The organism is Streptomyces sp. NPDC052107 (assembly GCF_040680215.1).
Lineage (GTDB): Bacteria > Actinomycetota > Actinomycetes > Streptomycetales > Streptomycetaceae > Streptomyces.
In genome coordinates this window covers 59800-85470 of the sequence record NZ_JBFAWG010000008.1, presented here as the reverse complement: position 1 = coordinate 85470, position 25671 = coordinate 59800, and the positions used below count along the sequence as shown (strand labels likewise).

The window sequence follows — 25671 nt, the reverse complement described above, 5'->3', positions numbered from 1 at the left end:
CGCACGGCGACCGGAGGACGAGCCGGGCTGGCCGCGTCGGGCCGCGGCACGTCCGCCTCCCTGCGGCTGCGGCGGTTTGCGACGGTGCTCGCTCATCGAACGACTACTCCTCGGGCAGGCGCACCCGTGCGCGCCTGGAACGGCGGCTGTTTTCCGGTCCCCCCGAAGTACGGATGTGGTCGGTGCTGCATTCACCCGTACTGCACCGGGGACAACGACGCTCCCCAGGCGCCACTTGGTTCCCGGTGCTGTGCATGCCGCACAGACTACGCACCGCCAAAACCTGCCGAGCCCCGAACTTCACCCCAAAACAGGCAACCTGCCTCGTATGAATCGGTGATGTGACCCCGTTCACCACCGTCCCTCTTGTCGCCCGCGGACGGCCGTTCTATCGTCTTGATGTATCGAGTCGATACATCAGCGCGAGATAAAGACGCCGAGGAGCGCTGCGAGACCCGCGGGACCGAGAGGAGGCGACGATGAGCCGACGTTCCGGCATCCTCGAGTTCGCCGTGCTCGGCCTGCTGCGCGAGTCCCCGATGCACGGCTATGAGCTGCGCAAACGACTCAACACGTCCCTGGGGGTGTTCCGGGCGTTCAGCTACGGGACCCTGTACCCCTGCCTCAAGACGCTGGTCGTCAACGGCTGGTTGATCGAGGAGCCGGGCAGCACCCACGAGGACGCCGCTCCGCTCGCCGGACGCCGAGCGAAGATCGTGTACCGATTGACAGCAGAAGGTAAGGAGCACTTCGAGCAGCTGCTCTCGCAGACCGGTCCCGACGCGTACGAGGACGAGCATTTCGCCGCACGCTTCGCCTTCTTCGGGCAGACGTCGCGCGATGTACGCATGCGCGTGCTGGAGGGCCGGCGCAGCCGCCTGGAGGAGCGTCTGGAGAAGATGCGGGCCTCCCTGGCGCGCACGCGGGAGCGCCTCGACGACTACACGCTTGAGCTCCAGCGCCACGGGATGGAGTCCGTGGAGCGCGAAGTGCGCTGGCTGAACGAGCTCATCGAGAGCGAGCGGGCCGGGCGGGATCTGCGGGGTTCCGCGTCCGGGGGGTCCGCTCAGCAGGACACCACCAATGGATCGACGGGCGACCTGCCCCGTCACGGGGACACCCCCCGGACGGATACGCCCGGCGACACCGCCACGTGAGACCCACTCAGGGCCTCACTCGTACACACAGGGAGCAACCGGAATGGGTTCGGTTCGCGTAGCCATCGTCGGCGTGGGCAACTGCGCCGCGTCGCTGGTGCAGGGAGTCGAGTACTACAAGGACGCCGACCCGGCGTCGAAGGTCCCCGGCCTGATGCACGTGCAGTTCGGTGACTACCACGTCAAGGACGTGGAGTTCGTCGCGGCCTTCGACGTGGACGCCAAGAAGGTCGGCCTCGACCTCGCGGACGCGATCGGCGCCTCCGAGAACAACACCATCAAGATCTGCGACGTCCCCAACACCGGTGTGACGGTCCAGCGCGGCCACACCCTCGACGGCCTCGGCAAGTACTACCGCGCCACCATTGAGGAGTCCGCCGATGAGCCGGTCGACGTCGTCCAGATCCTGAAGGACAAGCAGGTCGACGTCCTGGTCTGCTACCTGCCGGTCGGCTCCGAGGACGCGGCGAAGTTCTACGCCCAGTGCGCCATCGACGCCAAGGTCGCCTTCGTCAACGCCCTCCCGGTCTTCATCGCCGGCACCAAGGAGTGGGCGGACAAGTTCACCGCGGCTGGTGTGCCGATCGTCGGTGACGACATCAAGTCCCAGGTCGGCGCCACCATCACGCACCGTGTCATGGCGAAGCTGTTCGAGGACCGCGGTGTCGTCCTCGACCGCACGATGCAGCTGAACGTCGGCGGCAACATGGACTTCAAGAACATGCTCGAGCGCGAGCGCCTGGAGTCCAAGAAGATCTCCAAGACGCAGGCCGTCACCTCCCAGATCCCCGACCGCGACCTCGGCGAGAAGAACGTCCACATCGGCCCGTCCGACTACGTGGCCTGGCTGGACGACCGCAAGTGGGCCTACGTCCGCCTCGAGGGCCGCGCCTTCGGTGACGTCCCGCTGAACCTGGAGTACAAGCTCGAGGTCTGGGACTCCCCGAACTCCGCGGGTGTCATCATCGACGCCCTGCGCGCCGCGAAGATCGCCAAGGACCGCGGCATCGGCGGCCCGATCCTGTCGGCCTCCTCCTACTTCATGAAGTCCCCGCCGGTCCAGTACTTCGACGACGAGGCCCGCGAGAACGTCGAGAAGTTCATCCGCGGCGAGGTCGAGCGCTAGCTCGACAAGACGCGGCGCGCCGGCTCGGCGCGGCACAGTGCGCTGAGGCGCCGCAGCGGCCGATCGCGCGCACGAGAACGCTCCTGCCAGGGCTGTGAAGGTCCCCGGGTTCCCTGACCCGGGGACCTTCCGCATGTGTGAGGCTGTGCCCCATGCCCGTCGTCCGTGACCTGCGCGTCCTGTTGCGCCTGCGGTACTTCCGACGCCTGCTCTGCATCCGCCTGCTGTCCCAGGGCGCCGACGGCGTCTACCAGGTCGCGCTCGCCGCGTACGTCGTCTTCTCCCCGGAAAAACAGACCTCGCCCACCGCCGTCGCCTCGGCGATGGCGGTCCTGCTCCTCCCCTATTCACTGGTCGGCCCGTTCGCGGGCGTCCTGCTGGACCGCTGGCGCCGCCGGCAGGTCTTCGTCCACGGCAATCTGCTGCGTGCCCTGCTGGCCGCGGCCACCGCCGTGCTGATGGTCAGCCAGGTTCCGGACTGGCTCTTCTACGTCTCGGCGCTGTGTGTCACGGCCGTCAACCGCTTCGTCCTCGCCGGGCTGTCCGCGTCCCTGCCCCGGGTGGTGGACGCCGAGCGTCTGGTGCTCGCCAACTCCCTGTCCCCGACGGCCGGGACTCTCGCCGCGACCGCGGGCGGCGGTCTCGCCTTCGCCGTACGGCTCGTGGCGTCCGACTCCGACGCGGCGGTGGTACTCCTCGGCGCCCTCCTCTATCTGTGTGCCAGCCTGGCATCCCTGACCATGCCTCCCGCACTGCTCGGCCCCGACCGGCAGCCGACACGGCCACGTATGGCGACCGCCCTCACCGAGACGGCTCGCGAGCTCAGGGCAGCCGTCCGTCATCTGGCCGCGCCGCAGCGCAGGGAAGCCGCATGGGCGCTGGCCGCGATGACGCTGATGCGTTTCTGCTACGGCGCGCTCCTCGTTCTTCTGCTGATGCTGTGCCGGTACGCCCTGTCCGCGAGCCCCGAGGACGGGCTCCGGCTGCTCGGTCTCGCTCTGGCGCTGTCGGGTGCGGGATTCTTCGCGGCGGCCGCGGTGACGCCGTGGGCGGCGGGACGCCTTGGTCCGGGGCGCTGGATCGTGGTGTGCTCCGGGGCCGCCGCCGTGATGGAGCCCGCCCTCGGCCTCCCGTTCGCCACCGGGCCCCTCTTGGTCGCGGCGTTCGTCCTGGGGTTGGTCACCCAGGGCGCGAAGATCTCCACGGACACGATCGTGCAGGCCGCCGTCGACGACGGCTTCCGCGGCCGGGTCTTCTCCGTGTACGACGTGCTGTTCAACGTGGCCTTCGTCGGAGCGGCCGGAGTGGCGGCCCTGATGCTGCCGCCGGATGGACGCTCGGCCACGCTGGTCGTCACAGTCGCCGTCATCTACGGGGCAGTTGCTGGGACTATGGCCCGCTTTGAACGCCGGTGAGTGTCACATCAAAGCCACAGAGTCCCCTTGAGCTTCAGGAGCGTCAGTGGCAACCGGTAACTTACCTGCGTCTTATGCGCTTCTTATGCGAGCGCTCAGCAACTCCTATAGGGGGACCCCCAAGTGACCACCACGCCACCCCAGGGCCAGCAGCCATACGGCCAGCCCCAGCCCCAGGCCCCGTACCCGCCCCAGGGCGGCTACCCGCAGCAGCCGGGCCAGCCCGGATTCCCCCAGCAGGGCACGGCACCGTATGCACCGGTGCCTCCTCAGCGGCCGAAGCGTAGCGTCAGGCAGTACCTGCGCATAGCCGGCGTCGCCGTCGCCCTCGTCGTCATCGCCGGCGGTTGGTACTTCAACAACAGCGACGACACCAAGAAGCTCGCTGTTGGTGACTGCCTGACGAACAAGGGAAGCGACAGCGACCCGCAGATCGAGCAGCTGGACTGCAGCAACTCGAAGGCGGACTACAAGGTGCTCAAGAAGGATGGCAGCACCAGCATCGCCCAGCTCGCCTGCCAGTCGGTCAAGGGCACGACCGCGGCCCTCGAGTGGAAGGAAGGCAGCGACTCGTTCGTTCTGTGCCTGGGAGACAACAAGTAGCGCTCGAACACGCGGAGGGGCGATGTTTCACGTGAAACGTCGCCCCTCCGTTGCACTTGGTGCGGACCGGTGTTTCACGTGAAACATCGCCGAACCCGGCCCAGCAGAGATCAGCTCTGCTCGGCCCACCAGTCCTTGAGGGCCGCCACCGCCGCGTCGTGCTCCATCGGGCCGTTCTCCAGACGCAGCTCCAGCATGTGCTTGTACGCCTCGCCGACGACAGGGCCCGGGCCGACACCCAGGATCTCCATGATCTGGTTGCCGTCGAGGTCCGGACGGATCGCGTCCAGCTCCTCCTGCTCCTTCAGCTGGGCAATCCGGTCCTCCAGGCCGTCGTAGGCCCGGGACAGCGCGGCCGACTTGCGCTTGTTGCGGGTGGTGCAGTCCGAGCGGGTCAGCTTGTGCAGGCGGTCCAGCAGCGGGCCCGCGTCACGGACGTAGCGGCGCACGGCCGAGTCCGTCCACTCCCCAGTGCCGTAGCCGTGGAAGCGGAGGTGAAGTTCGACCAGCCGTGAGACGTCCTTCACCAGCTCGTTGGAGTACTTCAAGGCGGTCATGCGCTTCTTGGTCATCTTGGCGCCGACCACCTCGTGGTGGTGGAACGAGACCCGGCCGTCCTTCTCGAAGCGGCGCGTGCGCGGCTTGCCGATGTCGTGCAGCAGCGCGGCCAGCCGCAGCGTGAGGTCGGGACCGCCCTGCTCCAGCGCGATCGCCTGCTCCAGGACGATCAGCGTGTGCTCGTAGACGTCCTTGTGCCGATGGTGCTCGTCCCGCTCCAGGCGCAGCGCCGGCAGCTCGGGCAGCACATGGTCAGCAAGCCCGGTCTCGACGAGCAGACCCAGCCCCTTGCGCGGGTGCGCGGAAAGGATCAGCTTGTTCAGCTCGTCCCGAACCCGCTCGGCCGAGACGATCTCGATGCGTCCGGCCATCTCCATCATCGCGGTCACGACCTCGGGGGCGACCGCGAAGTCCAGCTGGGCGGCGAACCGGGCGGCCCGCATCATCCGCAGCGGATCGTCCGAGAAGGACTCCTCGGGTGTGCCCGGCGTCCGCAGCACGCGCGCCGCGAGATCCTCCAGGCCTCCGTGCGGGTCGATGAACTCCTTCTCCGGCAGTGCCACGGCCATTGCGTTGACCGTGAAGTCCCGGCGGGCCAGATCCTCCTCGATGGAGTCGCCGTACGACACCTCGGGCTTGCGCGAGGTGCGGTCGTAGGCCTCCGACCGGTAGGTGGTGATCTCGATCTGAAACTGCCAATCAGTGTCACCGACACGGGCGCCCTTGTGCGCGCCGACGGTGCCGAAGGCGATACCGACCTCCCAGACGGCGTCCGCCCAGGGACGGACGATCTTCAGAACGTCCTCGGGGTGGGCGTCGGTCGTGAAGTCCAGGTCGTTGCCGAGCCGGCCGAGCAGCGCGTCCCGCACCGACCCGCCGACCAGGGCGAGGGAGAACCCCGCCTCCTGGAATCGGCGAGCGAGATCGTCGGCAACGGGGGCCACCCGCAGCAGCTCGGCGACCGCGCGCTGCTGCGCCTGGCTCAGGGCAGAGGGAGTGTCTTCGTTCGGGTTCGGCACAACAGAAGAGGGTACGTGCCCCGGCGACCAGGGGCGCCCTCCATTTGGCCGAGGGGCGGCCGGCCGGCACGGCCGCGGACAGCTCCCTTCATACCCGCCGCAAGCACTGCCCTCGCGGCGTACGGATCCTCTCCGCTCGATACTGGATATAGAGGACGGGACGCCGGTGTTCTTCGATCTTGTGACGTAGACCGCGGCACTTCCCCTCAGCGCGCATCGTTACCATGCGTGGACGCACATTCCGACGACCACTGACGACGAGGGACGGGCGAGCGCGTGGCCGAGGCGGCTGAATTCCAGGGGACCAGTGCCTCACCTGCCCGCCGGTGGCTGCGACGCGCCGGCGGGCTGCTCGCTGGTGCGCCGCTGCTGGCCGGGCTCCTCCAGCTGCCCGCCGCGGCGCCCGCCCAGGCCGCCTCCTCGGACACGGTGTCCGTCGCCCTGGACTCACTGACCCCCAGCGCCCCCACCGACGGGGACACGCTGACCGTTTCGGGCACTGTGACCAACAACGGCAAGCAGACCGTCACCGGCGCCCACGTGGGCCTGCGGGTGGGCCCCATGCTGGACACCCGCTCGGGGATCGACTCCGTCGCCCAGCACTCCGACGACCTGACGGGCGGAACCGGCTCCGAGGTCGGCGGCAAGTACGTGGAGAAGTTCTCCAAACTGTCCCCTGGCGTCGCGGAGCACTTCAGCATCTCCGTCCCCGTGGACAAGCTCGACCTCGGCAACGACGGCGTCTACGAGTTCGATGTCTCCCTCTCCGGCAAGACCGCCGCCCAGCCCTGGGACCAGGTGCTCGGCATCCAGCGGACGTTCCTGCCGTGGCAGCCGTCCGAGGCCGACACCAAGACGAAGACGACGTACCTGTGGCCGCTGATCTCCACGGTCCACATGACGGCCAAGACAGGCGCCGGCGAGCTACAGACGCCGGTGTTCCGCAACGACAACCTGGCCAAGGAACTCGCGCCCGGAGGCCGGCTGGCCCAGATGGTGGAACTGGGCAAGGACCTGGACGTCACCTGGGTGATCGACCCGGACCTGCTGGCCTCGGTGGATGCGATGGCGACCGGCAACTACCGGCTGCCGGGTGACGGGGGCACCACCACGCCCGGCCCGAAGGAACACCAGGCACTGGCCAAGCAGTGGCTGGCCAGCCTCCAGAAGGCAGTGACGGGCAAGGAGGTCGTCGCGCTGCCCTTCGCCGACCCGGACCTGGCGTCCCTCGCACACAACGGCACCAGCGTCACCGGCTCGCTCAGCCACCTCAAGGACGCCACCGACGTCGCCGCCACCACCGTCAAGACCGTGCTCCACGTCACACCGAGCACCGACTTCGCCTGGCCGGTGGAGGGCGCCGTGGACCCGGCGATCATGAAGGTCGCGACCTCCGCCGGCGCCGACCGCGTGATCGCCCGCAGCGACAGCCTCCAGGAGACCGCCGGGCTGCCGTACACGCCCTCCGCCGCCCGCCCGGTCGGCGGCGGCACCACGGCGGTGGTCTCCGACGCCCGGCTGTCCACGGCCTTCGAGGGCGACCTGACGAAGGCGGACTCGACCACGCTCGCCGTGCAGGAGTTCCTGGCGCAGAGCCTCGAAGTGAACGCGCAGACGGACAAGCAGCGGAGCATCGTGGTCGCCCCGCAGCGTATGCCCACCGCGAGCCAGGCCCAGGCGATGGCGGCGGCGCTGAAGGCGCTCCAGGGCGGGAACTGGTCCGAGTCCCAGGACCTCTCCGCGGCGGCCAAGGACGAGCCGGACCCGAACGCCAACACGCACATCCCGTCGGGGTCCGCCTACCCCTCCTCGCTGCGCTCGCAGGAACTGCCGCGGACGGCCTTCGAGCAGATCGCGCGCACCCAGGACAAGCTCGACAGCTTCCAGGTGATCCTCTCCGACCAGTCCCGCGTCGTCACACCGTTCGGGCGAGCCATAAACCGTGAGATGTCCACGTCGTGGAGTGGCAGGAGCGGCGACGCCCAGAGCTACCGCGACGGCGTGGAGGGGTGGCTCGACGAGTTGGCCGACCAGGTCAAGCTGATCGACAAGTCGGAGACCAAGCTCTCCGGACGCAGTGCCACCATCCCGGTGACCGTCCAGAACAACCTCGTCCAGCCGGTGGGCCATCTGGTCCTGCGCCTGACCTCGACCATGCCGACCCGCCTGAAGATCGGCGGCAAGGCCTACTCCGAGCAGCCGGTGGAGATCTCCGGCGGGCACAGCCAGTCCGTGAAGTTCACCACGTCGGCCAACGCCAACGGCCGGGTCACGGTGATCGCCCAGCTGTACACCGAGGACGGCCAGAAGTACGGCGACGCCGTCAGCTTCGATGTGAAGGTCACCGAGATCACGCCCACCGTGATGCTGGTCATCGGCGGCGGTGTGCTCCTCCTCGTCCTCGCCGGTTTCCGGATGTACACCCAGCGCAAGCGCGCATCCGCCCGCCAGACTGAGGAGAACGGACCCGACGCGGAAGAGCTGGCCGCCGAGGAGTCCGGGAACCCCGACGCTCCCGCAGACCGTCTCCCGGAGGAACCGGAGGATTCCGGCTCTCCGACCGGGGCAGACGACCCGGAGCACCCGAGTGACCCCGCTCCGGACACCGCACCGGAAAGCCCCGACCCGTCCGGGACGGGTGAGAGAGTGGACCGTTGAGCGATGTCGTGGCCCGTGGGCCAGGGACGATGAGGTGGGGTAAGCATGAACGCGCCGTACGACGGTGATCGCGGCCAGGGCGCGGCCGGCTCGGGCTACCCCGAGACGCCGCAGGAGCCCGGCCAGGTACCGCCGCAGCCGGCGGCCGACATGTACCTCCAGGACGCCTACGACCAGGACCCCTACCGAGGGCACGACCTCGCGGCCCAGGACCCGGTCGCCGAGGCGCTCTACGACAGCGCCGCGCACCCGCCGCCCCCACAGGGCAGCCACGGGCAGCAGCCGCTCTACGGACAGCCCGCCCAGTCGCCGTACGCGCCCGACCCGCAGGTGTGGGCACAGACGCCGGCGCCGGAGGCGGATCGTGCGACCCCGTACCTGCCGTACGGCGACGACCCGCGCACGACCCAGTTCGTGGGCGTCGACGACCTGGTCACGCACTCGGGAGAGACGTACCAGGAGCCGGACGCCTTCGCGCATCTCTTCAAGGACCAGCAGCACGGCGGTGGGCACGCGCCCATGGATCCGCCCGGCTACTCCCGGCCGGCCGCCGCTCCGGGCACCGGGTACGGCCCCGTCGGCCAGTACCCGCCCGCGCCCGGTCAGGGCGCCCAGCAGGGCACCCCGTACGCCGGGGGTCCCTACCAGGCTGCTCCGGGGAACCCGGGTCAGCCGCCGGTGCCCGCCCCGGCAGCGGCGCCGGATCCCGCCGGTCCGTACCGGGACGCGGAGCCGGCGGCGGCTCCCGCAGCTTCCGCCGCACCCGCGAAGAAGGGCGGCAAAGCCGCCGGGCTCCTGAAGTCCAGTGCCGTGATGGCGGCGGGCACGATGGTCTCCCGCCTCACCGGCTTCATCCGCTCGGCGCTGATCGTCTCGGCGCTCGGCCTCGGCTTCCTCGGCGACTCCTTCCAGGTCGCCTACCAGCTGCCGACGATGATCTACATCCTCACCGTCGGTGGCGGTCTCAACTCCGTCTTCGTGCCGCAGCTGGTGCGGGCGATGAAGGAGGACGACGACGGCGGTGAGGCCTTCGCCAACCGTCTGCTGACCCTGGTGATGGTGGCCCTGGCCGCGCTGACCGGTCTCGCGATGTTCGCAGCGCCGCTGCTGGTGCGCATGCTGTCCAACCCGGTCGCCTCCAACCCTGCGGCCAATGACGTGGCGGTCACCTTCACCCGATACTTCCTGCCCTCGATCTTCTTCATGGGCATCCATGTGGTGATGGGTCAGATCCTCAACGCGCGCGGGAAGTTCGGCGCGATGATGTGGACGCCGGTCCTGAACAACATCGTCATCATCGTGACGCTCGGCATGTTCATCTGGGTCTACGGCACCGCCGCCAACTCCCACATGACCGTCACGAACATCCCGCCGGAGGGCCAGCGCCTGCTCGGCATCGGTGTGCTGCTCGGTCTGGTCGTCCAGGCACTGGCGATGATCCCGTACCTGCGCGAGACGGGCTTCCGGATCCGGCTGCGGTTCGACTGGCGCGGCCACGGCTTGGGCAAGGCCGCGATGCTCGCCAAGTGGACGGTCCTGTTCGTCCTCGCCAACCAGGCCGGCGCCATGATCGTCACCCAGCTGTCCACGGCGGCCGCCAAGGACTCCGGCGTCGCAGGCACCGGCTTCGCCGCCTACGCCAACGCCCAGCTGATCTGGGGCCTGCCACAGGCCATCATCACGGTGTCCCTCATGGCCGCCCTGCTACCGCGCATCGCGCGCTCGGCCGCCGAGGCCGACGGCGGCGCGGTCCGCGACGACATCTCCCAGGGCCTGCGGACCACCGCGGTAGCCATCGTCCCGATCGCCTTCGGCTTCCTCGCGCTCGGCATCCCGATGTGCACGCTGATCTTCGGCTCCTCGGGCACCGGCGAGGCCACCAACATGGGCTACATGCTGATGGCCTTCGGCCTCGGCCTGATCCCGTACTCGGTGCAGTACGTCGTCCTGCGCGCCTTCTACGCCTACGAAGACACCCGCACGCCCTTCTACAACACCGTCATCGTCGCCGCGGTCAACGCGGGCGCCTCTGCGCTCTGCTACTTCCTGCTGCCCGCCCGCTGGGCGGTGGCCGGCATGGCGGCCGCGTACGGCCTCGCCTACGCGATCGGTGTGGGTGTCGCCTGGCGGCGGCTGCGCAAGCGGCTCGGCGGTGACCTGGACGGTGCCCGGGTACTGCGGACCTACGCGCGCCTGTGCATCGCCTCGGTGCCCGCGGCCCTGCTCAGCGGCGCGGCCTGCTACGGCATCGGGCACACCCTCGGCCAGGGCGTCATCGGCTCCTTCGCCGCGCTGCTCGTCGGTGGGGCCGTTCTGCTCGGCATCTTCTTCGTCGCTGCCCGGCGGATGCGCATCGAGGAACTCAACTCGCTCGTGGGCATGGTCCGCGGGCGTCTGGGCCGCTGAAGCAGGGGTAGGCGCACAACCATCGTCCGCCGCCGCGTGTCGTGCATAGCGGCGGACTGTGGGCACAATTGGTTTCGGCGTCGGACAGCGTGCAACGGATGGGGAGGCAGGGACGACGGTGGCGGAACGGAGCACAGCTGCCGTCGACGTGGCAGACAACAGCGGCGAGCAGCCGCTGACCGCCAAGGCGGACCAGTCCACGGCCGACGGGGTGGCCAAGAACCCGGAGCGGGACACGGACAGCGACGAGGCACAGGGGAGCGGCGGGATCGAGAGCTCCGGACAGAAGGCCGCGCCTCCCGAAATGCACAGCGGTCACAAGCTCGCCAGACGCTACCGCCTGGAGGAGTGCGTCACCCGTCTGGACGGATTCAGCAGCTGGCGTGCGGTCGACGAGAAACTTCGTCGTGCCGTCGGCGTCCACATCCTGCCCGCGGAGCACGTACGGGCCCGTTCTGTCCTCGCCGCCGCGCGTTCCTCCGCGCTGCTCGGCGACCCCCGATTCGTCCAGGTCCTCGACGCCGTCGAGGAGAACGACCTCGTCTACGTCGTGCACGAGTGGCTGCCCGACGCCACCGAGCTGACCACGCTCCTCACGAACGGCCCGCTGGAACCGCACGACGCCTACCAGATGGTCAGTCAGGTCGGCTCCGCCATGGCCGCCGCCCACCGCGAGGGCCTCGCCCATCTGCGGCTCAACCCCAACGCCGTCCTGCGCACCTCGACCGGCCAGTGGCGCATCCGGGGCCTCGCCGTGAACGCCGCGCTGCGCGGCATCAGCTCCGACACCCCACAGCGCACCGACACCGAGGCGATCGGCGCCCTGCTGTACGCGGCGCTGACCCAGCGCTGGCCGTACGAGAGCGACGCCTACGGCCTGTCCGGGCTACCCAAGGGCGTCGGCCTCATCGCACCGGACCAGGTGCGGGCCGGAGTTCACCGGGGCCTGTCCGAACTGTCCATGCGCGCACTCGCCAACGACGGGGCCACCGCCTCCCGTCACGAGGCCCCGTGCACCACGCCGGAGGAGCTGGTGAAGGCGGTCGGCGAGATGCCGCGCATCCGCCCGCCGGAGCCGGCGTTCACGGCCCCGCCGGAGTACCAGCGCACGACCTACCAGCAGGGCACGTACGGCCGCCCGGCGCCCCACCCCGGCGCAGCCCAGCCGATCACCACCCCGCCTCCCCCGCTGCAGAGCCGTACCGGCAAGGTGCTGAAGTGGGCGGTGTCCGCCCTCCTCATCGCCGCCCTCGGTCTGGGCAGCTGGCAGTTGGCGGACGCACTGATGGACCAGGGCGGCAAGTCCGACGACACCAACAAGAGCCAGACGACGGACGACGGGGACAAGGGGTCGAAGACTTCGGCTTCCGGCAAGCCGATCGCCATCCAGAAGGCGCGCGACTTCGACCCGTTCAGCGCGGACCACTCCGAGAAGCCCGCAGACGTAGGAAAGGTCTACGACAACAGCCCGTCCACCTACTGGCAGACGGACTTCTATCTCAGCCCCAAGTTCGGAAACCTGAAGCCGGGCGTCGGGGTCATCCTCGATCTGGGCAAGGTCCAGCAGGTCGGAAAGGCAACCGTCACCTTCCTGGGGGACACCTCGGTCGAGCTCCGCGCCGCAAGCGCTGACGCCGTTTCGCAACCGACGTCGTTCGACGCCTACGGCAAGGCTGCCAGCGGCTCGGGCACGACGGTGGTACTCATGCCCGACAAGCCCCTCAAGACCCGGTACCTCCTGGTGTGGCTGACCGAGCTGCCCTCGGACGGGGCGGGCCACTGGCGGGGCAGAGTGGCAGACGTCAAGGTGACCAGCTGAGGTCTCCACTCGGGAGGGGCAGATGGCGGAGGGCGCCGGATACGACCGGGTGAGCGACAAGGATCTCCTCGCCCGTCATGTGGAAGGCGATCCCGATGCCTTCGGTGAGATCGTGCGGCGGCATCGGGATCGGCTCTGGGCAGTCGCGCTGCGAACGCTGGGGGACCGCGAGGAGGCCGCCGACGCGGTCCAGGACGCCCTGGTGTCGGCCTACCGGGCCGCCCATACCTTCCGGGGCCAGTCGGCCGTCACAACCTGGCTGCACCGAATCACGGTGAACGCCTGTCTGGACCGCGCCCGCAAGGCGGCTTCACGGAAGACCGCTCCGGTCGACGACACCGAGCGGCTGGAACAGTTGCTGGAACCACACGAGTCGGCCTCGGCGCCGGCCGAACGCAACGATGTCCAGCGCCAGCTCTTCGAAGCGCTCGGCACCCTCCCGCACGACCAGCGGGCCGCCCTGGTCCTGGTGGACATGCAGGGGTATCCCGTGGCCGAGGCCGCACGGATCCTCGATGTGCCGACGGGCACCGTGAAGAGCCGGTGTGCCCGGGGCAGAGCCCGGCTGCTACCTCTCCTCACTCATCTACGGCCCGAGGGTTCCGGAAGCGGAAAAGAACCCGGCGTGGGACGGAACCGGGTGGAGGGGACATCCGTCCCACCGGCAACGGGGGCTCCGAGTGGGAGCCCCAAGGACACGGGACCGAGTGATTCAGCCGTAGTGAAGGGCGGAGGTGGGCGAGCGTGACTTCCACGACAGACACTGCCGGGCACCCGGACGTCGCGGAGATCTCCGACCTCACCGAAGGCCTTCTGCCTCCGGACCGCAGCGCGGACGTACGGCGCCATCTGGAGACGTGTGAGCTGTGCGCGGACGTGCGTGCCTCGCTGGAGGAGATCCGGGGGCTCCTGGGAGCCGTATCGGGAGCGGAGCGCATGCCGGCCGACGTGGCCGAACGCATTTACGCCGCGCTGGCCGCAGAGGCACTGCTCAGCGCCTCGGCTCCGGAACCGCTGAGCGCCCAGGTCTCTCCGGAGACCGCGCTGACGCATGGGGCCGGCGAGGGTCATGTTTCACGTGAAACATCGCTCCCCTCGGACCGGCCCGCCAGCCGTCCTCAGGCGGCGACCGGTCCGGGACGAAAGGGGCACGAGCGGGGCCGCCGCCGGAGGCGAGTGGTCCTGGGGGCTGTCCTGACCGCGGCCGTCCTGGGGGTGGGGTCACTGGTGCTGCAGTCGCTCGGCGATCACTCCTCCGACACCACCACTGCCCATGGAAAGCCGACGCCTTCCGTCGGCCCGTTCTCCGGCGCGAGTGTCCGGAGCCAGGTGAAGGATCTGCTCACCAACAAGAAGAACGGGCAGCAGGGCCAGCGGCCTCGATCGGGCCTTGAGTCCGAGCAGAACACCCCCAAGCCGACCGAGAGTCCCAACACCCTGATCCAGACCGACGTCGCCGTCCCCGACTGCGTCCGGGCGGCGCTCCACCGGGGCGACGACGTCCTGGGCGCCAAGACGGGAACGTACGACGGGAAGTCCGCCTACCTGGTGGTGGTGCCCGACGCCGCCGACAGGACACGTGTCACGGTCTACATCGTCGACGCGGCCTGTATCGGACAGCAGCCCGGCTCCGCCGGCACGGTTCTTCTGAAGCATTCCTTCGCGCGCCCATGAGTGCCCCCGGTCCCTGAGACCGCCCGCCTCTGAGTCACGCCTGCCCCTGAATCTGCCGGGCCGCTCCCGCTGTCACCCGACGCATGCGTGTGCCCCGGCACACCGGGAATGCGGGCCCCGTAGGATCCGTTGGGTGGGGTGAGAGTCCTGAAAGGGGCTCCCACCGGTCGACTGACACAGACCAGAGACGAGGAATCAAGCCGTGAGCGACGTCCGTAACGTGATCATCATCGGCTCCGGGCCCGCAGGCTACACGGCGGCGCTCTACACCGCCCGTGCCTCGCTGAAGCCCCTGGTGTTCGAGGGCGCCGTCACCGCCGGTGGCGCCCTGATGAACACCACCGAGGTCGAGAACTTCCCGGGCTTTCGCGACGGCGTCATGGGCCCCGAGCTCATGGACAACATGCGGGCACAGGCCGAACGCTTCGGCGCCGAGCTCATCCCGGACGACATCGTCTCCGTTGACCTCGCCGGTGAGATCAAGACCGTGACCGACACCGCGGGCACGATCCACAAGGCGAAGGCCGTCATCGTGGCCACCGGCTCGCAGCACCGCAAGCTGGGCCTGCCGAACGAGGACGCCCTGTCCGGTCGCGGTGTCTCCTGGTGTGCGACCTGCGACGGGTTCTTCTTCAAGGACCAGGACATCGCCGTGATCGGTGGCGGCGACACCGCGATGGAGGAGGCCACCTTCCTCTCGCGGTTCGCCAAGTCCGTGACGATTGTCCACCGCCGGGACACGCTGCGCGCCTCGAAGGCGATGCAGGAGCGCGCCTTCGGCGACCCGAAGATCAAGTTCGTGTGGGACAGCGAGGTCGCCGAGGTCCAGGGCGAGCAGAAGCTCTCGGGTCTGAGGCTGCGCAACGTCAAGACCGGCGAGTTGTCGGAGCTGCCCGTGACCGGTCTGTTCATCGCGATCGGCCACGACCCGCGCACCGAGCTGTTCAAGGGTCAGCTGGACCTGGACGAGGAGGGCTACCTGAAGGTCGCCGCTCCGTCCACCCGCACCAATGTGACCGGTGTCTTTGCCGCCGGTGACGTGGTCGACCACACCTACCGCCAGGCGATCACTGCGGCCGGAACCGGCTGCTCCTCCGCTCTGGACGCCGAGCGCTTCCTCTCCGCCCTCGCGGACGAGGACAAGGCGGAGCCCGAGAAAACCGCCGCCGTCTGACCTTCCCCTTCTTCCCCTGCCCCACCGCATGATCAAGGAGCCCGCTGTGGCCAACCTGAAGAACGTGACCGACGCTTCCTTCGACGAGGACGTCCTCAAGAGCGACAAGCCCGTCCTGGTGGACTTCTGGGCCGCCTGGTGCGGTCCCTGCCGCCAGATCGCCCCGTCCCTCGAGGCGATCGCCGCCGAGTACGGCGACAAGATCGAGGTCGTCAAGCTGAACATCGACGAGAACCCGGGTACGGCCGCCAAGTACGGCGTCATGTCCATCCCGACCCTGAACGTCTACCAGGGTGGCGAGGTCGCCAAGACCATCGTCGGTGCCAAGCCGAAGGCCGCGATCGTGCGCGACCTCGATGAGTTCATCGCCGAGTAAGGCGAGAACCGTGCGGTGCCGTCCGAGCTACGGTGCATGTTTCACGTGAAACACGAATGGGCCAACCCTCACGGGTTGGCCCATTCGCTTATGTCCCTCCACTGACCCAGCAGCTACAGCGGCCTCAGCGCCGGTTCCTTCTGGACCGCTCCGAGAAGCCGGTCGAGCGCCATCTCCACGTCTTCCTTCCAAGAGAGCGTCGACCGCAGCTCCAGCCGCAGCCGGGGATGCGTGGGATGCTGCCGGACCGTTTTGAAGCCGACGGCCAGAAGATGTTCCGCCGGTAGCAGGCAGGCGGGTTCCTTCCAGCGAGCGTCACCGAAGGCCTCGATCGCCTTGAAGCCTCGGCGCAGCAGATCCTTGGCAACCGTCTGCACGAGCACTCGGCCCAGCCCCTGCCCCTGATAGCCGGGCATGATGAACGCCGTCATCAACTGCACGGCGTCGGGCGAGATGGGACTCGTCGGGAAGGCCGACGAGCGCGGGACATAGGCCGGAGGGGCGTAGAGAACGAATCCCACCGGTACGTCATCGACGTAGACCACCCGGCCGCACGAACCCCAGTCCAGCAGAACGGCGGAGATCCAGGCTTCCTTCTCCAATGCCGAGGTGCCCGTCCTTACCGCCGCTTCGCCGCTGACGGGATCCAGCTCCCAGAAGACACACGACCGACAGCGTTGGGGAACGTCCTGAAGGTTGTCCAGCGTGAGCGGCACGAGCCGACGCCCCATGAAGGCTGTTCCTCGCTTCCTTCACCTGCCGCATCACGCGCGGCTGTCAGAGCGCTCCGCTGCCTGAGCAGGCTGCCGACGAATCCGCCGACCGCTCCAAGGCTCAGGCCCGCGCTCACCAGTCCGGTGCGGCTCATCGATCGCATGGCCCCCGTCTCCCCACTCAGAGATGCAGATGCTGTCCGGTGGATGCGCCATACCCGTTCGCATCGTATCCACGATGTGATTCGCTCGATACCGCCTCAAAGCAAAGAGCGGGCCGTGTTCCGGTACACACCGGACACGGCCCGCTCCTATGCGGCCGAGCGGGCGGGCCGGGATCAGTCGTCCTCTTCGTCAGTCGCGTTCTGCAGCTCCTGATGCAGCACCGGCCCCTCGCCCGGAGCGAGCGTGCTCAAGATCCGCTGAAGATCGTCCACCGAGGCGAACTCGACGGTGATCTTGCCCTTCTTCTGGCCGAGGTCGACCTTCACCCGTGTCTCGAAGCGGTCCGACAGACGGGTCGCCAGCTCGTCCAGGGCCGGGGAGAGCCGGGAGCCGGCGCGCGGCCCCTTGGGACGCTGAGGCTTCTGGGGCCGCGAACCCATGAGGGTCACGATCTCCTCGACGGCTCGCACCGACAGCCCCTCGGCCACGATGCGGTGAGCCAGCCGGTCCTGCTCCTCGGAGTCCTCGATGGACAACAGGGCTCGGGCATGCCCGGCGGACAGGACACCGGCAGCCACGCGCTTCTGGACGGCTGGCGAGAGCTTCAGCAGACGCAGCGTGTTGGAGACCTGGGGCCGGGAGCGCCCGATCCGGTCGGCCAGCTGGTCGTGCGTGCAGTTGAAGTCCTTAAGCAGCTGGTCGTAGGCGGCGGCCTCTTCCAGTGGGTTCAGCTGCGCGCGGTGCAGGTTCTCCAACAGCGCGTCCAGGAGGAGCTTCTCGTCCTCCGTGGCCCGGACGATCGCCGGGATGGCCTCCAGACCGGCCTCGCGGCAGGCCCGCCAGCGGCGCTCGCCCATGATGAGCTCATAGCGGGCGGGTCCCAGCTGCCGTACGACGACGGGCTGGAGGAGACCGACCTCCTTGATGGAGGTGACCAGCTCCTGGAGCGCGTCCTCGTCGAAGACATCACGCGGCTGGCGCGGATTGGGCGAGATCGTGTCGAGCGGAATCTCGGCGAAGTGCGCGCCCATCGGAGCAGCCGGCGCCTCCGTGAGGGGGCTTGCGGGGGGCTCTTCGGTTTCATGTGAAATAGGCGGCAGCGCGGCCACCTTCGCCGCGGCAACCCCGCGGTCGGTCGTCAGCGCCGGGACGGCTGCGGGGGAGGTGGAGACTCCACCACCCAGCGCGGCCGGAGCCGGGGTCTTCTCCGTCGGGGCAGCGGGGATCAGTGCGCCTAGACCACGGCCCAGCCCCCTCCGTCGCTCGCTCACTGGATCCCCTCCACCATGCTTGGGTCGTTCTGGGCGCCGATGTGGGCCTGGCTCGCGTCATAGCTGATGCCGATGCCCTTCAGCGCGATTTCCCGGGCCGCCTCAAGGTACGAGAGAGCACCGCTCGATCCAGGATCGTATGTCAGTACCGTCTGCCCGTAGCTCGGCGCCTCGGAGATACGGACGGAGCGGGGAATGCTCGTCCGCAGCACCTCGTCACCGAAGTGGGTGCGCACCTCTTCCGCGACCTGGGAAGCGAGACGCGTCCGGCCGTCGTACATGGTGAGCAGGATGGTCGACACATGCAGCGCAGGGTTGAGGTGCCCCCGCACCAGGTCGACGTTGCGCAGCAGCTGCCCCAGGCCCTCGAGTGCGTAGTACTCGCACTGGATCGGGATGAGGACCTCCTGGCCCGCTACCAGCGCGTTGACCGTCAACAGGCCGAGCGAGGGCGGGCAGTCGATGAGGACGTAGTCCAACGGCTGTTCATAGGCCTGGATCGCCCGCTGTAGTCGGCTCTCACGGGCCACCAGGGACACCAACTCGATCTCCGCACCGGCGAGATCGATGGTGGCGGGGGCACAGAAGAGACCCTCTACATCGGGGACCGGCTGGACCACCTCGGCGAGAGGCTTGCTCTCCACCAACACGTCATAGATCGAAGGAACTTCGGCGTGGTGGTCGATCCCGAGGGCGGTGGACGCATTGCCCTGCGGGTCGAGGTCGATCACCAGGACGCGGCCGCCGTGCAGAGCCAGCGAAGCAGCAAGGTTGACGGTGGTCGTCGTCTTGCCCACGCCGCCCTTCTGGTTGGCGACCACGATGACTCTGGTCTGCTCCGGCCGAGGCAGGCCTTCGCCGGCGCGGCCCAGAGCCTCTACCGCCAGTTGGGCCGCACGACCGATCGGAGTGTCGTCCATCGGAGGCGGTGTTTCACGTGAAACATCCGCCCCCATCGACTCGGTACGGGGACCGGGGACCGGATCGGTCATCGGTCCCGCGATGTTGGCGTCGGACCGCAAGGATTCACTCTCCTCGACTTCAGGCTCGCAATGAACAGAGCCTCCCATGTCTTCGGGGTCGTGAACCAGTGAGGCCTGGTGTTCTGTGGAGAAATCCACCTCTGTGGACAACTCCGTGCCCCTGGAGAGGACCGGAGTGCCCTGGGAGACGGGATCCTCCGCCAAGGAACCGAGGGGCTTGCGGTCACGAGGTTCGGCCGCAGCGCGGCCGCGACTGATGATGCCGTGGAGAAGTGAGCGACGTTTCACGTGAAACACGATGCACAGCGGCGGCGACCGGACCTTCGCGACACTCCGACCTGCGTAGGTTTGGCAGCTTGTGTGGAGTACGTCTCGTCCTCAGGACGGATCCGAGACGCCCCTGCCCCTGCTCAACGGCGACGACGGGCCCGGCCCGTCCGGGCCGCCTTAGCACGCTTGGCCGCGAACCGCACACCACCCGGGCTCTCCCCGACCTCGACCCGCACCACCGTGGACAACGGGTCCACGATGCCCTCACCCACATGCAGGATCGACGTCTCCACCGCACCGAGCTTGCTGAGTGCCGTGGCCGCCGCCTTCAGCTCCTCCTCGGCGGTGTCTCCCTTCAGTGCAAGCATCTCGCCGTAGGGACGCAGCAGCGGGATGCCCCAGGTGGCCAGGCGATCCAGCGGGGCCACGGCCCGGGCGGTCACCACATGGACCGGCGGCAGCTTGCCCAGGACCTCCTCGGCCCGGCCTCGCACCACCGTGACGTGATCCAGGCCGAGCAGCTCGACGACCTCAGTGAGGAAGTTGGTGCGCCGCAGCAGCGGCTCCAGCAGGGTGATGTTCAGGTCGTCCCGGACCAGGGCCAGCGGGATCCCGGGCAGACCGGCACCGGAGCCGACATCGCAGACCGTCACTCCCTCGGGGACGGCCTCGGAGAGCACCGCGCAGTTCAGCAGGTGCCGCTCCCACAGACGGGGCACTTCCCGCGGGCCGATGAGGCCGCGCTGCACCCCCGCCTCGGCGAGCAGCTCCGCGTAGCGGACCGCATCGGCGAAGCGATCACCAAAAACTTGCCGCGCCTGCTCGGGCACGGGGGGAAGCTCCGCTGCCTCCGTCACGGGGACCGTCCTTCCGTACAGCGCCGGCGCTTCGGGCACCGGCCACCAGAACTACCAGGCTGACAAAGTTCGGCCCCGTCTGCTCAACAGACGGGGCCGGTGGAACGTGGGGGCCGATCAGGCGGGCAGCACGACGACGAACCGCTGCGGCTCCTCGCCCTCGGACTCGCTGCGCAGTCCCGCGGCCTTGACCGCGTCGTGCACGACCTTGCGCTCGAACGGGGTCATCGGCTTGAGCTTCACGGGCTCGCCGGTGTTCTTCGCGTCGCTGGCGGCCTTGGCGCCGATCTCGGACAGCTCGGCCCGCTTCCTGGCCCGGTAACCCGCGATGTCCAGCATCAGCCGGCTGCGGTCGCCGGTCTCCCGGTGCACGGCCAGGCGCGTCAGCTCCTGCAGTGCCTCCAGCACCTCGCCGTCCCGGCCCACGAGCTTCTGCAGTTCGCGGCTGCCGGTGTCGCTGATGATCGACACGGAGGCGCGGTCGGCCTCGACGTCCATGTCGATGTCGCCGTCGAGGTCGGCGATGTCCAGCAGACCCTCCAGGTAGTCCGCCGCGATCTCACCCTCCTGCTCCAGGCGGGTCAGGGCGTCTGCACCTTCGGCAGCGGCAGAGGTGGTGCCTTCCGTCACGGGATGGGCTCCTTCTTACTTCTTGGACGGGGACTTGGGCCGCTGCGGGCCACCCTTGCGCTGGCCGGACTGGGCCTTGCTACGGGTGCCGGAGCCGGGCTTCTCGGCCTGCTGGGCAGCGGCGGGCTTGTCGTCCTGCGGATCGTCGGACTTCTCCAGCGAGGTGGACGAGCCGGACCCGCCCGCCTGCTTGGGCCCGCCGGACTGACGCTGGGACTTGGACTGGCGCTTGGGCTGCTGGCGCCGGGCGGCGGTGCCGGCGCCGGCCGCCGAGCTGGTCTCCGCAGCGTCCGCGGTCTGCGCCTCTGCCTGGGCTGTGCTCTTCAGCACGGTGCCGTCGGCCTGGGCGGCGAGACCGGCCTTGCTCACGGCGTTGATGAACTTGCGCTCGAACTCGTTGCGGTCGCGGCCCTTGGCGACGATCGCCTTGACGATGGCCTTCTCGCTGCGCCGGCGGACCTTGCCGTGCTGCGTGACGTGCTTGGTCAGACGCTCCAGGTAGGCGGCCTGGGCCTTGGAACCCGGGGTCGGGTTGTTGTGGATGACGTACATCTGCTGGCCCATGGTCCACACGTTCGTGGTCAGCCAGTAGACGAGGACACCGACCGGGAAGTTGATACCGAAGACGGCGAACATGACCGGGAAGACGTACATCAGCATCTTCTGCTGCTGCATGAACGGCGTCTTCACCGTGGTGTCGACGTTCTTCGTCATCAGCTGACGCTGCGTGTAGAACTGCGACGCCGACATCAGGACGATCATGATCGCGGTGACGACCCGGACGTCGGTCAGCGTGGCGCCGAGCGAGGCGACCTTGTCCGCGCTGTCCGTGAACTTCGCCGCGAGCGGGGCGCCGAAGATGTGCGCCTTACGGGCGCTGGCGAGCAGCGGCTCGTTGATGACGCCGATCGTCTTGCCCGTCGCGATGCCGTTGAGCACGTGGTACAGGGCGAAGAAGAACGGGGACTGCGCCAGGATGGGAAGGCACGAGGAGAGCGGGTTGGTACCCGACTCCTTGTACAGCTTCATCATCTCTTCGGACTGGCGCTGCCGGTCGTTCTTGTAGCGCTCCTGGATCTTCTTCATCTCCGGCTGGAGCGTCTGCATCGCGCGGGTGGCCTTGATCTGCTTCACGAAGAGCGGGACCAGGCAGATGCGGATCAGGATCACCAGGGACACGATGGACAGGCCCCAGGCCCACCCGGTGTCAGCGCCGAAGATGGCGCCGTACACCTTGTGGAACTGGACGATGACCCATGAAACGGGTGTCGTGATGAAGCTGAAGAGGCTGGCAATCGTGTCCACTAATCATGCTCCTTGGGCATGGGACGAGGTCTCTGCGGCCGGGCTCGAAGGAAGCTCGGAAGAAGGACTCTCGGGCTTCACTTCGGTGGCCGGTTCGGCGGCGGAGGGCCCGCCCTTGCGTGCACGCCAAGCGTTCCGCAGCATTTCGTGCCACCGTGGGCGCTTGCGCGGCGGGACATGGTCCACACCACCCAGCGACCACGGATTGCACCGGAGGATGCGCCAGGCGGTAAGTGCCGTTCCCTTGATCGCACCGTGCCGGTCGATGGCCGTGTACCCGTAGTGGGAGCACGACGGGTAGTACTTGCACACCGGCCCCAGCAGTGGACTGATCGTCCACTGGTACAGCTTGATCAGAGCCAGCAGCGGGTACTTCATCGCGCGCCCCCTCCCAGCAGCCGCTGAACGGCGGCATCCAGGTCTCGGGCCAGCTGTGCGTGGTCTGCGTCGCCCGCTCCGGGCAGCGCTCGTACGACTACCAGGCTACCGGGGGCAAACAGGGCGACTCGCTCACGCATCAGATGACGCAGTCTGCGCTTCACTTTGTTGCGCACGACCGCTCCACCCACAGCCTTGCTCACGACGAAACCCGCACGCGTCGGGGGAGCGCTCTCCCCAGGCGCGTGCGGGTCCGTGGCACCGCTACGAAGGTGGACGACGAGGGTCGGGCGTCCTGCCCGGCGACCTCGCCGAACCGCGGTCGCGAAGTCCTCGCGCCGCCTCAGCCGGTTCTCGGTGGGCAGCACGACGTCATGACCTGATCGGGATCAGGCGGACAGGCGGGCGCGACCCTTGCTACGGCGGGACGCGAGAATCGCGCGGCCGGCACGGGTGCGCATACGCAGCCGGAAGCCGTGGGTCTTCGCGCGACGACGGTTGTTCGGCTGGAAGGTGCGCTTGCTCACTCGGGGGCTCCAGAAATCAATCGGTGGTGGCGGGGTGCCGTCCTGGCTGTCACCGTGCGCCCACGAGTAGCTCGCGTCACGCCCGAGTGCACCGCTTCCCGATCACCTGACGTGATCTGTGCCCATCGGAGGCAGGCGGCAGCAGCCATCGACAACTCGACCTGGTTACGGTACGCGGGGCTGCGCCATCCGGTCAAACCGGGGGTCACAGAGAGACACTATCCACAGGCTGGGGACAACAACTTGAACCGCACCCGCCGCGCTGACTACCGTGGCTGAACTCCGATTCGTTCTTTTGTCCCCCGCCCCGGCGGGTTTGACCCACCGATCACCCGAAGTACCCCCCGACCCGTTCCGCGATCACACGTTCGTGGGACCTGTGAGAGAGCGTGCCCTGTGGCTGACGTACCCGCCGATCTTGCCGCAGTGTGGCCGCGAGTACTGGAGCAGCTCCTCGGAGAGGGCCGCGGACAGGGTGTCGAGGCGAAGGACGAGCACTGGATCCGGCGCTGCCAGCCGCTCGCGCTGGTCGCGGACACCGCTCTGCTCGCCGTACCGAACGAATTCGCGAAGGGCGTACTGGAGGGCCGGCTCGCGCCGGTCGTCAGCGAGACGCTGAGCCGCGAGTGCGGCCGCCCCATCCGTATCGCGATCACCGTGGACGACTCCGCGGGCGAGCCCCCGGCTCCCGCGGCGCCGGTGCAGCAGCCGCCCAAGCCGCGCTACGAAGAGCCCGAGCTGCCGTCCGCCCCGTCGTACGAGGAACGGTCCTACGAGGGCTACGGCCGCCATCGCGCCGCCGAGCAGCCGCCGGCCGAGCAGCAGCACCGCGCCGACCAGCGGCCCAACGGCCGCGCCGACCAGCTCCCCGTCGTACGCCCGGCGTATCCCTCCGAATACCAGCGCCGCGAGCCCGGCACCTGGCCGCGGCCCACGCAGGACGAGTACAGCTGGCAGCAGCCGCGGCTCGGCTTCCCCGAGCGCGACCCGTACGCCTCGCCGTCGTCCCAGGACGCCTACGGCTCCGGCCCGGAGGGTTACGGCTCCGGCCCCGAGGCCTACGGCTCGCCGGCCTCGGACTACCGCTCGCAGGGCATGGACCGGCCGTCGTACGAGCAGCAGCGCGGCGACTACGACAACCCGCGCGCCGACTACGACTCGGGGCGCCCGGACTACGACTCCGCACGCCCCGAGTACGACCCGTCCCGCACCGAGTACGACCAACGCGACGCCGTCCGCCGTGAGCTGCCCGAGCAGCCGACGGGCGGCGGCCCGGCGCGCCGCGGTGGCCCCGGCCGACCGGACCTGCCCACGACCGGCGCGCCCGGCCCGCTGGCCGCGCAGCCCGCGCCGGCGAGCGGTCCCGGCGAGCCGACGGCGCGGCTGAACCCGAAGTACCTCTTCGACACGTTCGTCATCGGCGCCTCCAACCGGTTCGCGCACGCGGCCGCGGTCGCCGTCGCCGAGGCACCGGCGAAGGCCTACAACCCCCTGTTCATCTACGGGGAGTCGGGGCTCGGCAAGACGCATCTGCTGCACGCCATCGGGCACTACGCGCGCAGCCTCTACCCGGGCACGCGCGTGCGGTACGTGAGCTCGGAGGAGTTCACCAACGAGTTCATCAACTCCATCCGCGACGGCAAGGGCGACAGCTTCCGCAAGCGCTACCGCGAGATGGACATCCTGCTCGTCGACGACATCCAGTTCCTCGCGGACAAGGAGTCGACGCAGGAGGAGTTCTTCCACACCTTCAACACGCTCCACAACGCGAACAAGCAGATCGTGCTGTCCTCCGACCGGCCGCCGAAGCAGCTGGTCACGCTGGAGGACCGGCTGCGGAACCGTTTCGAGTGGGGTCTGATCACCGACGTGCAGCCGCCCGAGCTGGAGACGCGTATCGCGATCCTGCGCAAGAAGGCGGTGCAGGAGCAGCTCAACGCCCCGCCGGAGGTGCTGGAGTTCATCGCCTCCCGGATCTCACGGAACATCCGTGAGCTGGAGGGCGCGCTGATCCGGGTGACGGCGTTCGCCTCGCTGAACCGGCAGCCGGTCGACCTCGGCCTGACCGAGATCGTCCTGAAGGACCTCATCCCCGGCGGCGAGGACAGCGCCCCGGAGATCACGGCCACGGCGATCATGGCGGCCACCGCGGACTACTTCGGGCTCACGGTGGAGGACCTGTGCGGCACGTCGCGCGGGCGCGCGCTGGTCACCGCGCGGCAGATCGCGATGTACCTGTGCCGGGAGCTGACCGACCTGTCGCTGCCGAAGATCGGGGCGCAGTTCGGCGGCCGTGACCACACCACCGTCATGCACGCCGACCGCAAGATCCGTGCGCTGATGGCCGAGCGGCGGTCGATCTACAACCAGGTGACCGAGCTGACGAACCGGATCAAGAACGGCTGACGGCGGCTGCGCCTGGCTCGCGCCGACATTGAGGGCGCCTTCGGGACACGACTCCTGAGGGCGCCCTTTGGCATGGTCACTGTCCACAGGGGCGGGTGCCTGGTGTCGGCACCCCGTGCTGTGGCCGGCCGAGGGTCGGGGGCTTGCCCGCGCCGGCGGGGGTGCCGCTGGGTACGGGTGG

The 25671-nt window shown here is 68.9% G+C and carries 22 protein-coding genes; 12 read left to right on the top strand and 10 right to left on the bottom strand.

Going from position 1 to position 25671, the window contains the following annotated elements; translation table 11 throughout:
• Positions 1-479 precede the first annotated feature (479 nt).
• The 4 genes from AB0M27_RS11275 (at position 480) to AB0M27_RS11260 (ending at position 4301) form a co-directional block, all read left to right on the top strand.
• A complete protein-coding gene (locus AB0M27_RS11275) occupies positions 480-1157 on the top strand; it encodes a helix-turn-helix transcriptional regulator (RefSeq protein ID WP_365720320.1) in 678 nt (225 codons plus the stop codon).
• A gap of 43 nt (positions 1158-1200) precedes the next feature.
• Positions 1201-2283, top strand: coding sequence for an inositol-3-phosphate synthase (locus AB0M27_RS11270; protein WP_365720318.1), 1083 nt, complete (start codon positions 1201-1203; stop codon positions 2281-2283).
• Between the two features lie 152 nt (positions 2284-2435).
• Positions 2436-3698, top strand: a complete 1263-nt coding sequence (locus AB0M27_RS11265) for an MFS transporter (protein WP_365720316.1) — start codon at positions 2436-2438, stop codon at positions 3696-3698.
• 123 nt (positions 3699-3821) lie between these two features.
• Positions 3822-4301 carry a hypothetical protein gene (locus AB0M27_RS11260; protein ID WP_365720314.1) on the top strand — a complete coding sequence of 160 codons (480 nt, stop codon included), beginning with the start codon at positions 3822-3824 and terminating at the stop codon, positions 4299-4301.
• A 110-nt stretch (positions 4302-4411) separates the two neighbouring features.
• Here the strand turns inward: AB0M27_RS11260 and AB0M27_RS11255 are convergent, their stop codons facing one another.
• Complete coding sequence (locus AB0M27_RS11255; protein WP_365720312.1) at positions 4412-5878, bottom strand: CCA tRNA nucleotidyltransferase; 1467 nt, start codon at positions 5876-5878, stop codon at positions 4412-4414.
• 276 nt (positions 5879-6154) lie between these two features.
• Here AB0M27_RS11255 and AB0M27_RS11250 point away from each other — a divergent pair, with 276 nt between their 5' ends.
• From AB0M27_RS11250 to trxA, 7 genes are all read left to right on the top strand, one after another.
• Positions 6155-8536 carry a DUF6049 family protein gene (locus AB0M27_RS11250; RefSeq protein WP_365720310.1) on the top strand — a complete coding sequence of 794 codons (2382 nt, stop codon included), beginning with the start codon at positions 6155-6157 and terminating at the stop codon, positions 8534-8536.
• Between the two features lie 45 nt (positions 8537-8581).
• Positions 8582-10942 carry a murein biosynthesis integral membrane protein MurJ gene (murJ, locus tag AB0M27_RS11245; protein WP_365720308.1) on the top strand — a complete coding sequence of 787 codons (2361 nt, stop codon included), beginning with the start codon at positions 8582-8584 and terminating at the stop codon, positions 10940-10942.
• 118 nt (positions 10943-11060) lie between these two features.
• A complete protein-coding gene (locus AB0M27_RS11240; protein ID WP_365720306.1) occupies positions 11061-12761 on the top strand; it encodes a protein kinase family protein in 1701 nt (566 codons plus the stop codon).
• A 22-nt stretch (positions 12762-12783) separates the two neighbouring features.
• Positions 12784-13509: an RNA polymerase sigma factor SigM gene (gene sigM, locus AB0M27_RS11235; protein ID WP_365720304.1), complete on the top strand. Its 726-nt coding sequence runs from the start codon at positions 12784-12786 to the stop codon at positions 13507-13509.
• Positions 13506-14435 carry a hypothetical protein gene (locus AB0M27_RS11230; RefSeq protein WP_365720302.1) on the top strand — a complete coding sequence of 310 codons (930 nt, stop codon included), beginning with the start codon at positions 13506-13508 and terminating at the stop codon, positions 14433-14435. The genes sigM and AB0M27_RS11230 overlap by 4 nt, the downstream gene beginning before the upstream one ends.
• 202 nt (positions 14436-14637) lie before the next feature.
• Positions 14638-15609 carry a thioredoxin-disulfide reductase gene (gene trxB, locus AB0M27_RS11225; RefSeq protein WP_365720300.1) on the top strand — a complete coding sequence of 324 codons (972 nt, stop codon included), beginning with the start codon at positions 14638-14640 and terminating at the stop codon, positions 15607-15609.
• 46 nt (positions 15610-15655) lie between these two features.
• On the top strand, positions 15656-15985 hold the full coding sequence (trxA, locus tag AB0M27_RS11220) for a thioredoxin (protein ID WP_365720298.1): 330 nt from the start codon (positions 15656-15658) through the stop codon (positions 15983-15985).
• A 113-nt stretch (positions 15986-16098) separates the two neighbouring features.
• Here the strand turns inward: trxA and AB0M27_RS11215 are convergent, their stop codons facing one another.
• The 9 genes from AB0M27_RS11215 to rpmH all read right to left on the bottom strand — a co-directional run bounded on the left by AB0M27_RS11215 (position 16099) and on the right by rpmH (position 23084).
• Positions 16099-16716: a GNAT family N-acetyltransferase gene (locus tag AB0M27_RS11215; RefSeq protein ID WP_365720296.1), complete on the bottom strand. Its 618-nt coding sequence runs from the start codon at positions 16714-16716 to the stop codon at positions 16099-16101.
• A gap of 320 nt (positions 16717-17036) precedes the next feature.
• Complete coding sequence (locus AB0M27_RS11210) at positions 17037-18134, bottom strand: ParB/RepB/Spo0J family partition protein (RefSeq protein WP_365720294.1); 1098 nt, start codon at positions 18132-18134, stop codon at positions 17037-17039.
• Entirely contained in the window at positions 18131-19204 is a 1074-nt protein-coding gene (locus tag AB0M27_RS11205; protein ID WP_365720613.1) for a ParA family protein, read from the bottom strand. Before AB0M27_RS11205 ends, AB0M27_RS11210 begins: the two co-directional genes overlap by 4 nt.
• Positions 19205-19527: 323 nt before the next feature.
• Positions 19528-20244 carry a 16S rRNA (guanine(527)-N(7))-methyltransferase RsmG gene (gene rsmG, locus AB0M27_RS11200; RefSeq protein WP_365720292.1) on the bottom strand — a complete coding sequence of 239 codons (717 nt, stop codon included), beginning with the start codon at positions 20242-20244 and terminating at the stop codon, positions 19528-19530.
• A 117-nt stretch (positions 20245-20361) separates the two neighbouring features.
• The gene (locus tag AB0M27_RS11195) at positions 20362-20874 is read right to left on the bottom strand and encodes a R3H domain-containing nucleic acid-binding protein (protein WP_365720290.1); all 513 of its coding nucleotides are present in this window, start codon (positions 20872-20874) and stop codon (positions 20362-20364) included.
• 15 nt (positions 20875-20889) lie between these two features.
• Positions 20890-22179, bottom strand: a complete 1290-nt coding sequence (yidC, locus tag AB0M27_RS11190; RefSeq protein ID WP_365720288.1) for a membrane protein insertase YidC — start codon at positions 22177-22179, stop codon at positions 20890-20892.
• Positions 22180-22182: 3 nt separating this feature from the next.
• Positions 22183-22557, bottom strand: a complete 375-nt coding sequence (gene yidD, locus AB0M27_RS11185; RefSeq protein ID WP_365720286.1) for a membrane protein insertion efficiency factor YidD — start codon at positions 22555-22557, stop codon at positions 22183-22185.
• Positions 22554-22925 carry a ribonuclease P protein component gene (gene rnpA / locus AB0M27_RS11180; RefSeq protein ID WP_365720284.1) on the bottom strand — a complete coding sequence of 124 codons (372 nt, stop codon included), beginning with the start codon at positions 22923-22925 and terminating at the stop codon, positions 22554-22556. Before rnpA ends, yidD begins: the two co-directional genes overlap by 4 nt.
• Positions 22926-22946: 21 nt before the next feature.
• Complete coding sequence (gene rpmH, locus AB0M27_RS11175) at positions 22947-23084, bottom strand: 50S ribosomal protein L34 (RefSeq protein WP_003956500.1); 138 nt, start codon at positions 23082-23084, stop codon at positions 22947-22949.
• 396 nt (positions 23085-23480) lie between these two features.
• Between rpmH and dnaA the strand changes: the two genes are divergently transcribed.
• Positions 23481-25490 (top strand): chromosomal replication initiator protein DnaA, encoded by a 2010-nt coding sequence (dnaA, locus tag AB0M27_RS11170; RefSeq protein ID WP_365720282.1) that lies wholly within the window; start codon positions 23481-23483, stop codon positions 25488-25490.
• Positions 25491-25671: the final 181 nt, after the last annotated feature.

What these genes read in the sequence shown, in the direction of transcription:
- AB0M27_RS11275 (WP_365720320.1), top strand. Translation starts at nt 480, where the DNA reads ATGAGCCGACGTTCCGGCATCCTCGAGTTCGCCGTGCTCGGCCTGCTG.
- AB0M27_RS11270 (WP_365720318.1), top strand. Translation starts at nt 1,201, where the DNA reads ATGGGTTCGGTTCGCGTAGCCATCGTCGGCGTGGGCAACTGCGCCGCG.
- AB0M27_RS11265 (WP_365720316.1), top strand. Translation starts at nt 2,436, where the DNA reads ATGCCCGTCGTCCGTGACCTGCGCGTCCTGTTGCGCCTGCGGTACTTC.
- murJ (WP_365720308.1), top strand. Translation starts at nt 8,582, where the DNA reads ATGAACGCGCCGTACGACGGTGATCGCGGCCAGGGCGCGGCCGGCTCG.
- sigM (WP_365720304.1), top strand. Translation starts at nt 12,784, where the DNA reads ATGGCGGAGGGCGCCGGATACGACCGGGTGAGCGACAAGGATCTCCTC.
- yidD (WP_365720286.1), bottom strand. Translation starts at nt 22,557, where the DNA reads ATGAAGTACCCGCTGCTGGCTCTGATCAAGCTGTACCAGTGGACGATC.
- AB0M27_RS11215 (WP_365720296.1), bottom strand. Translation starts at nt 16,716, where the DNA reads ATGGGGCGTCGGCTCGTGCCGCTCACGCTGGACAACCTTCAGGACGTT.
- AB0M27_RS11205 (WP_365720613.1), bottom strand. Translation starts at nt 19,204, where the DNA reads ATGGGAGGCTCTGTTCATTGCGAGCCTGAAGTCGAGGAGAGTGAATCC.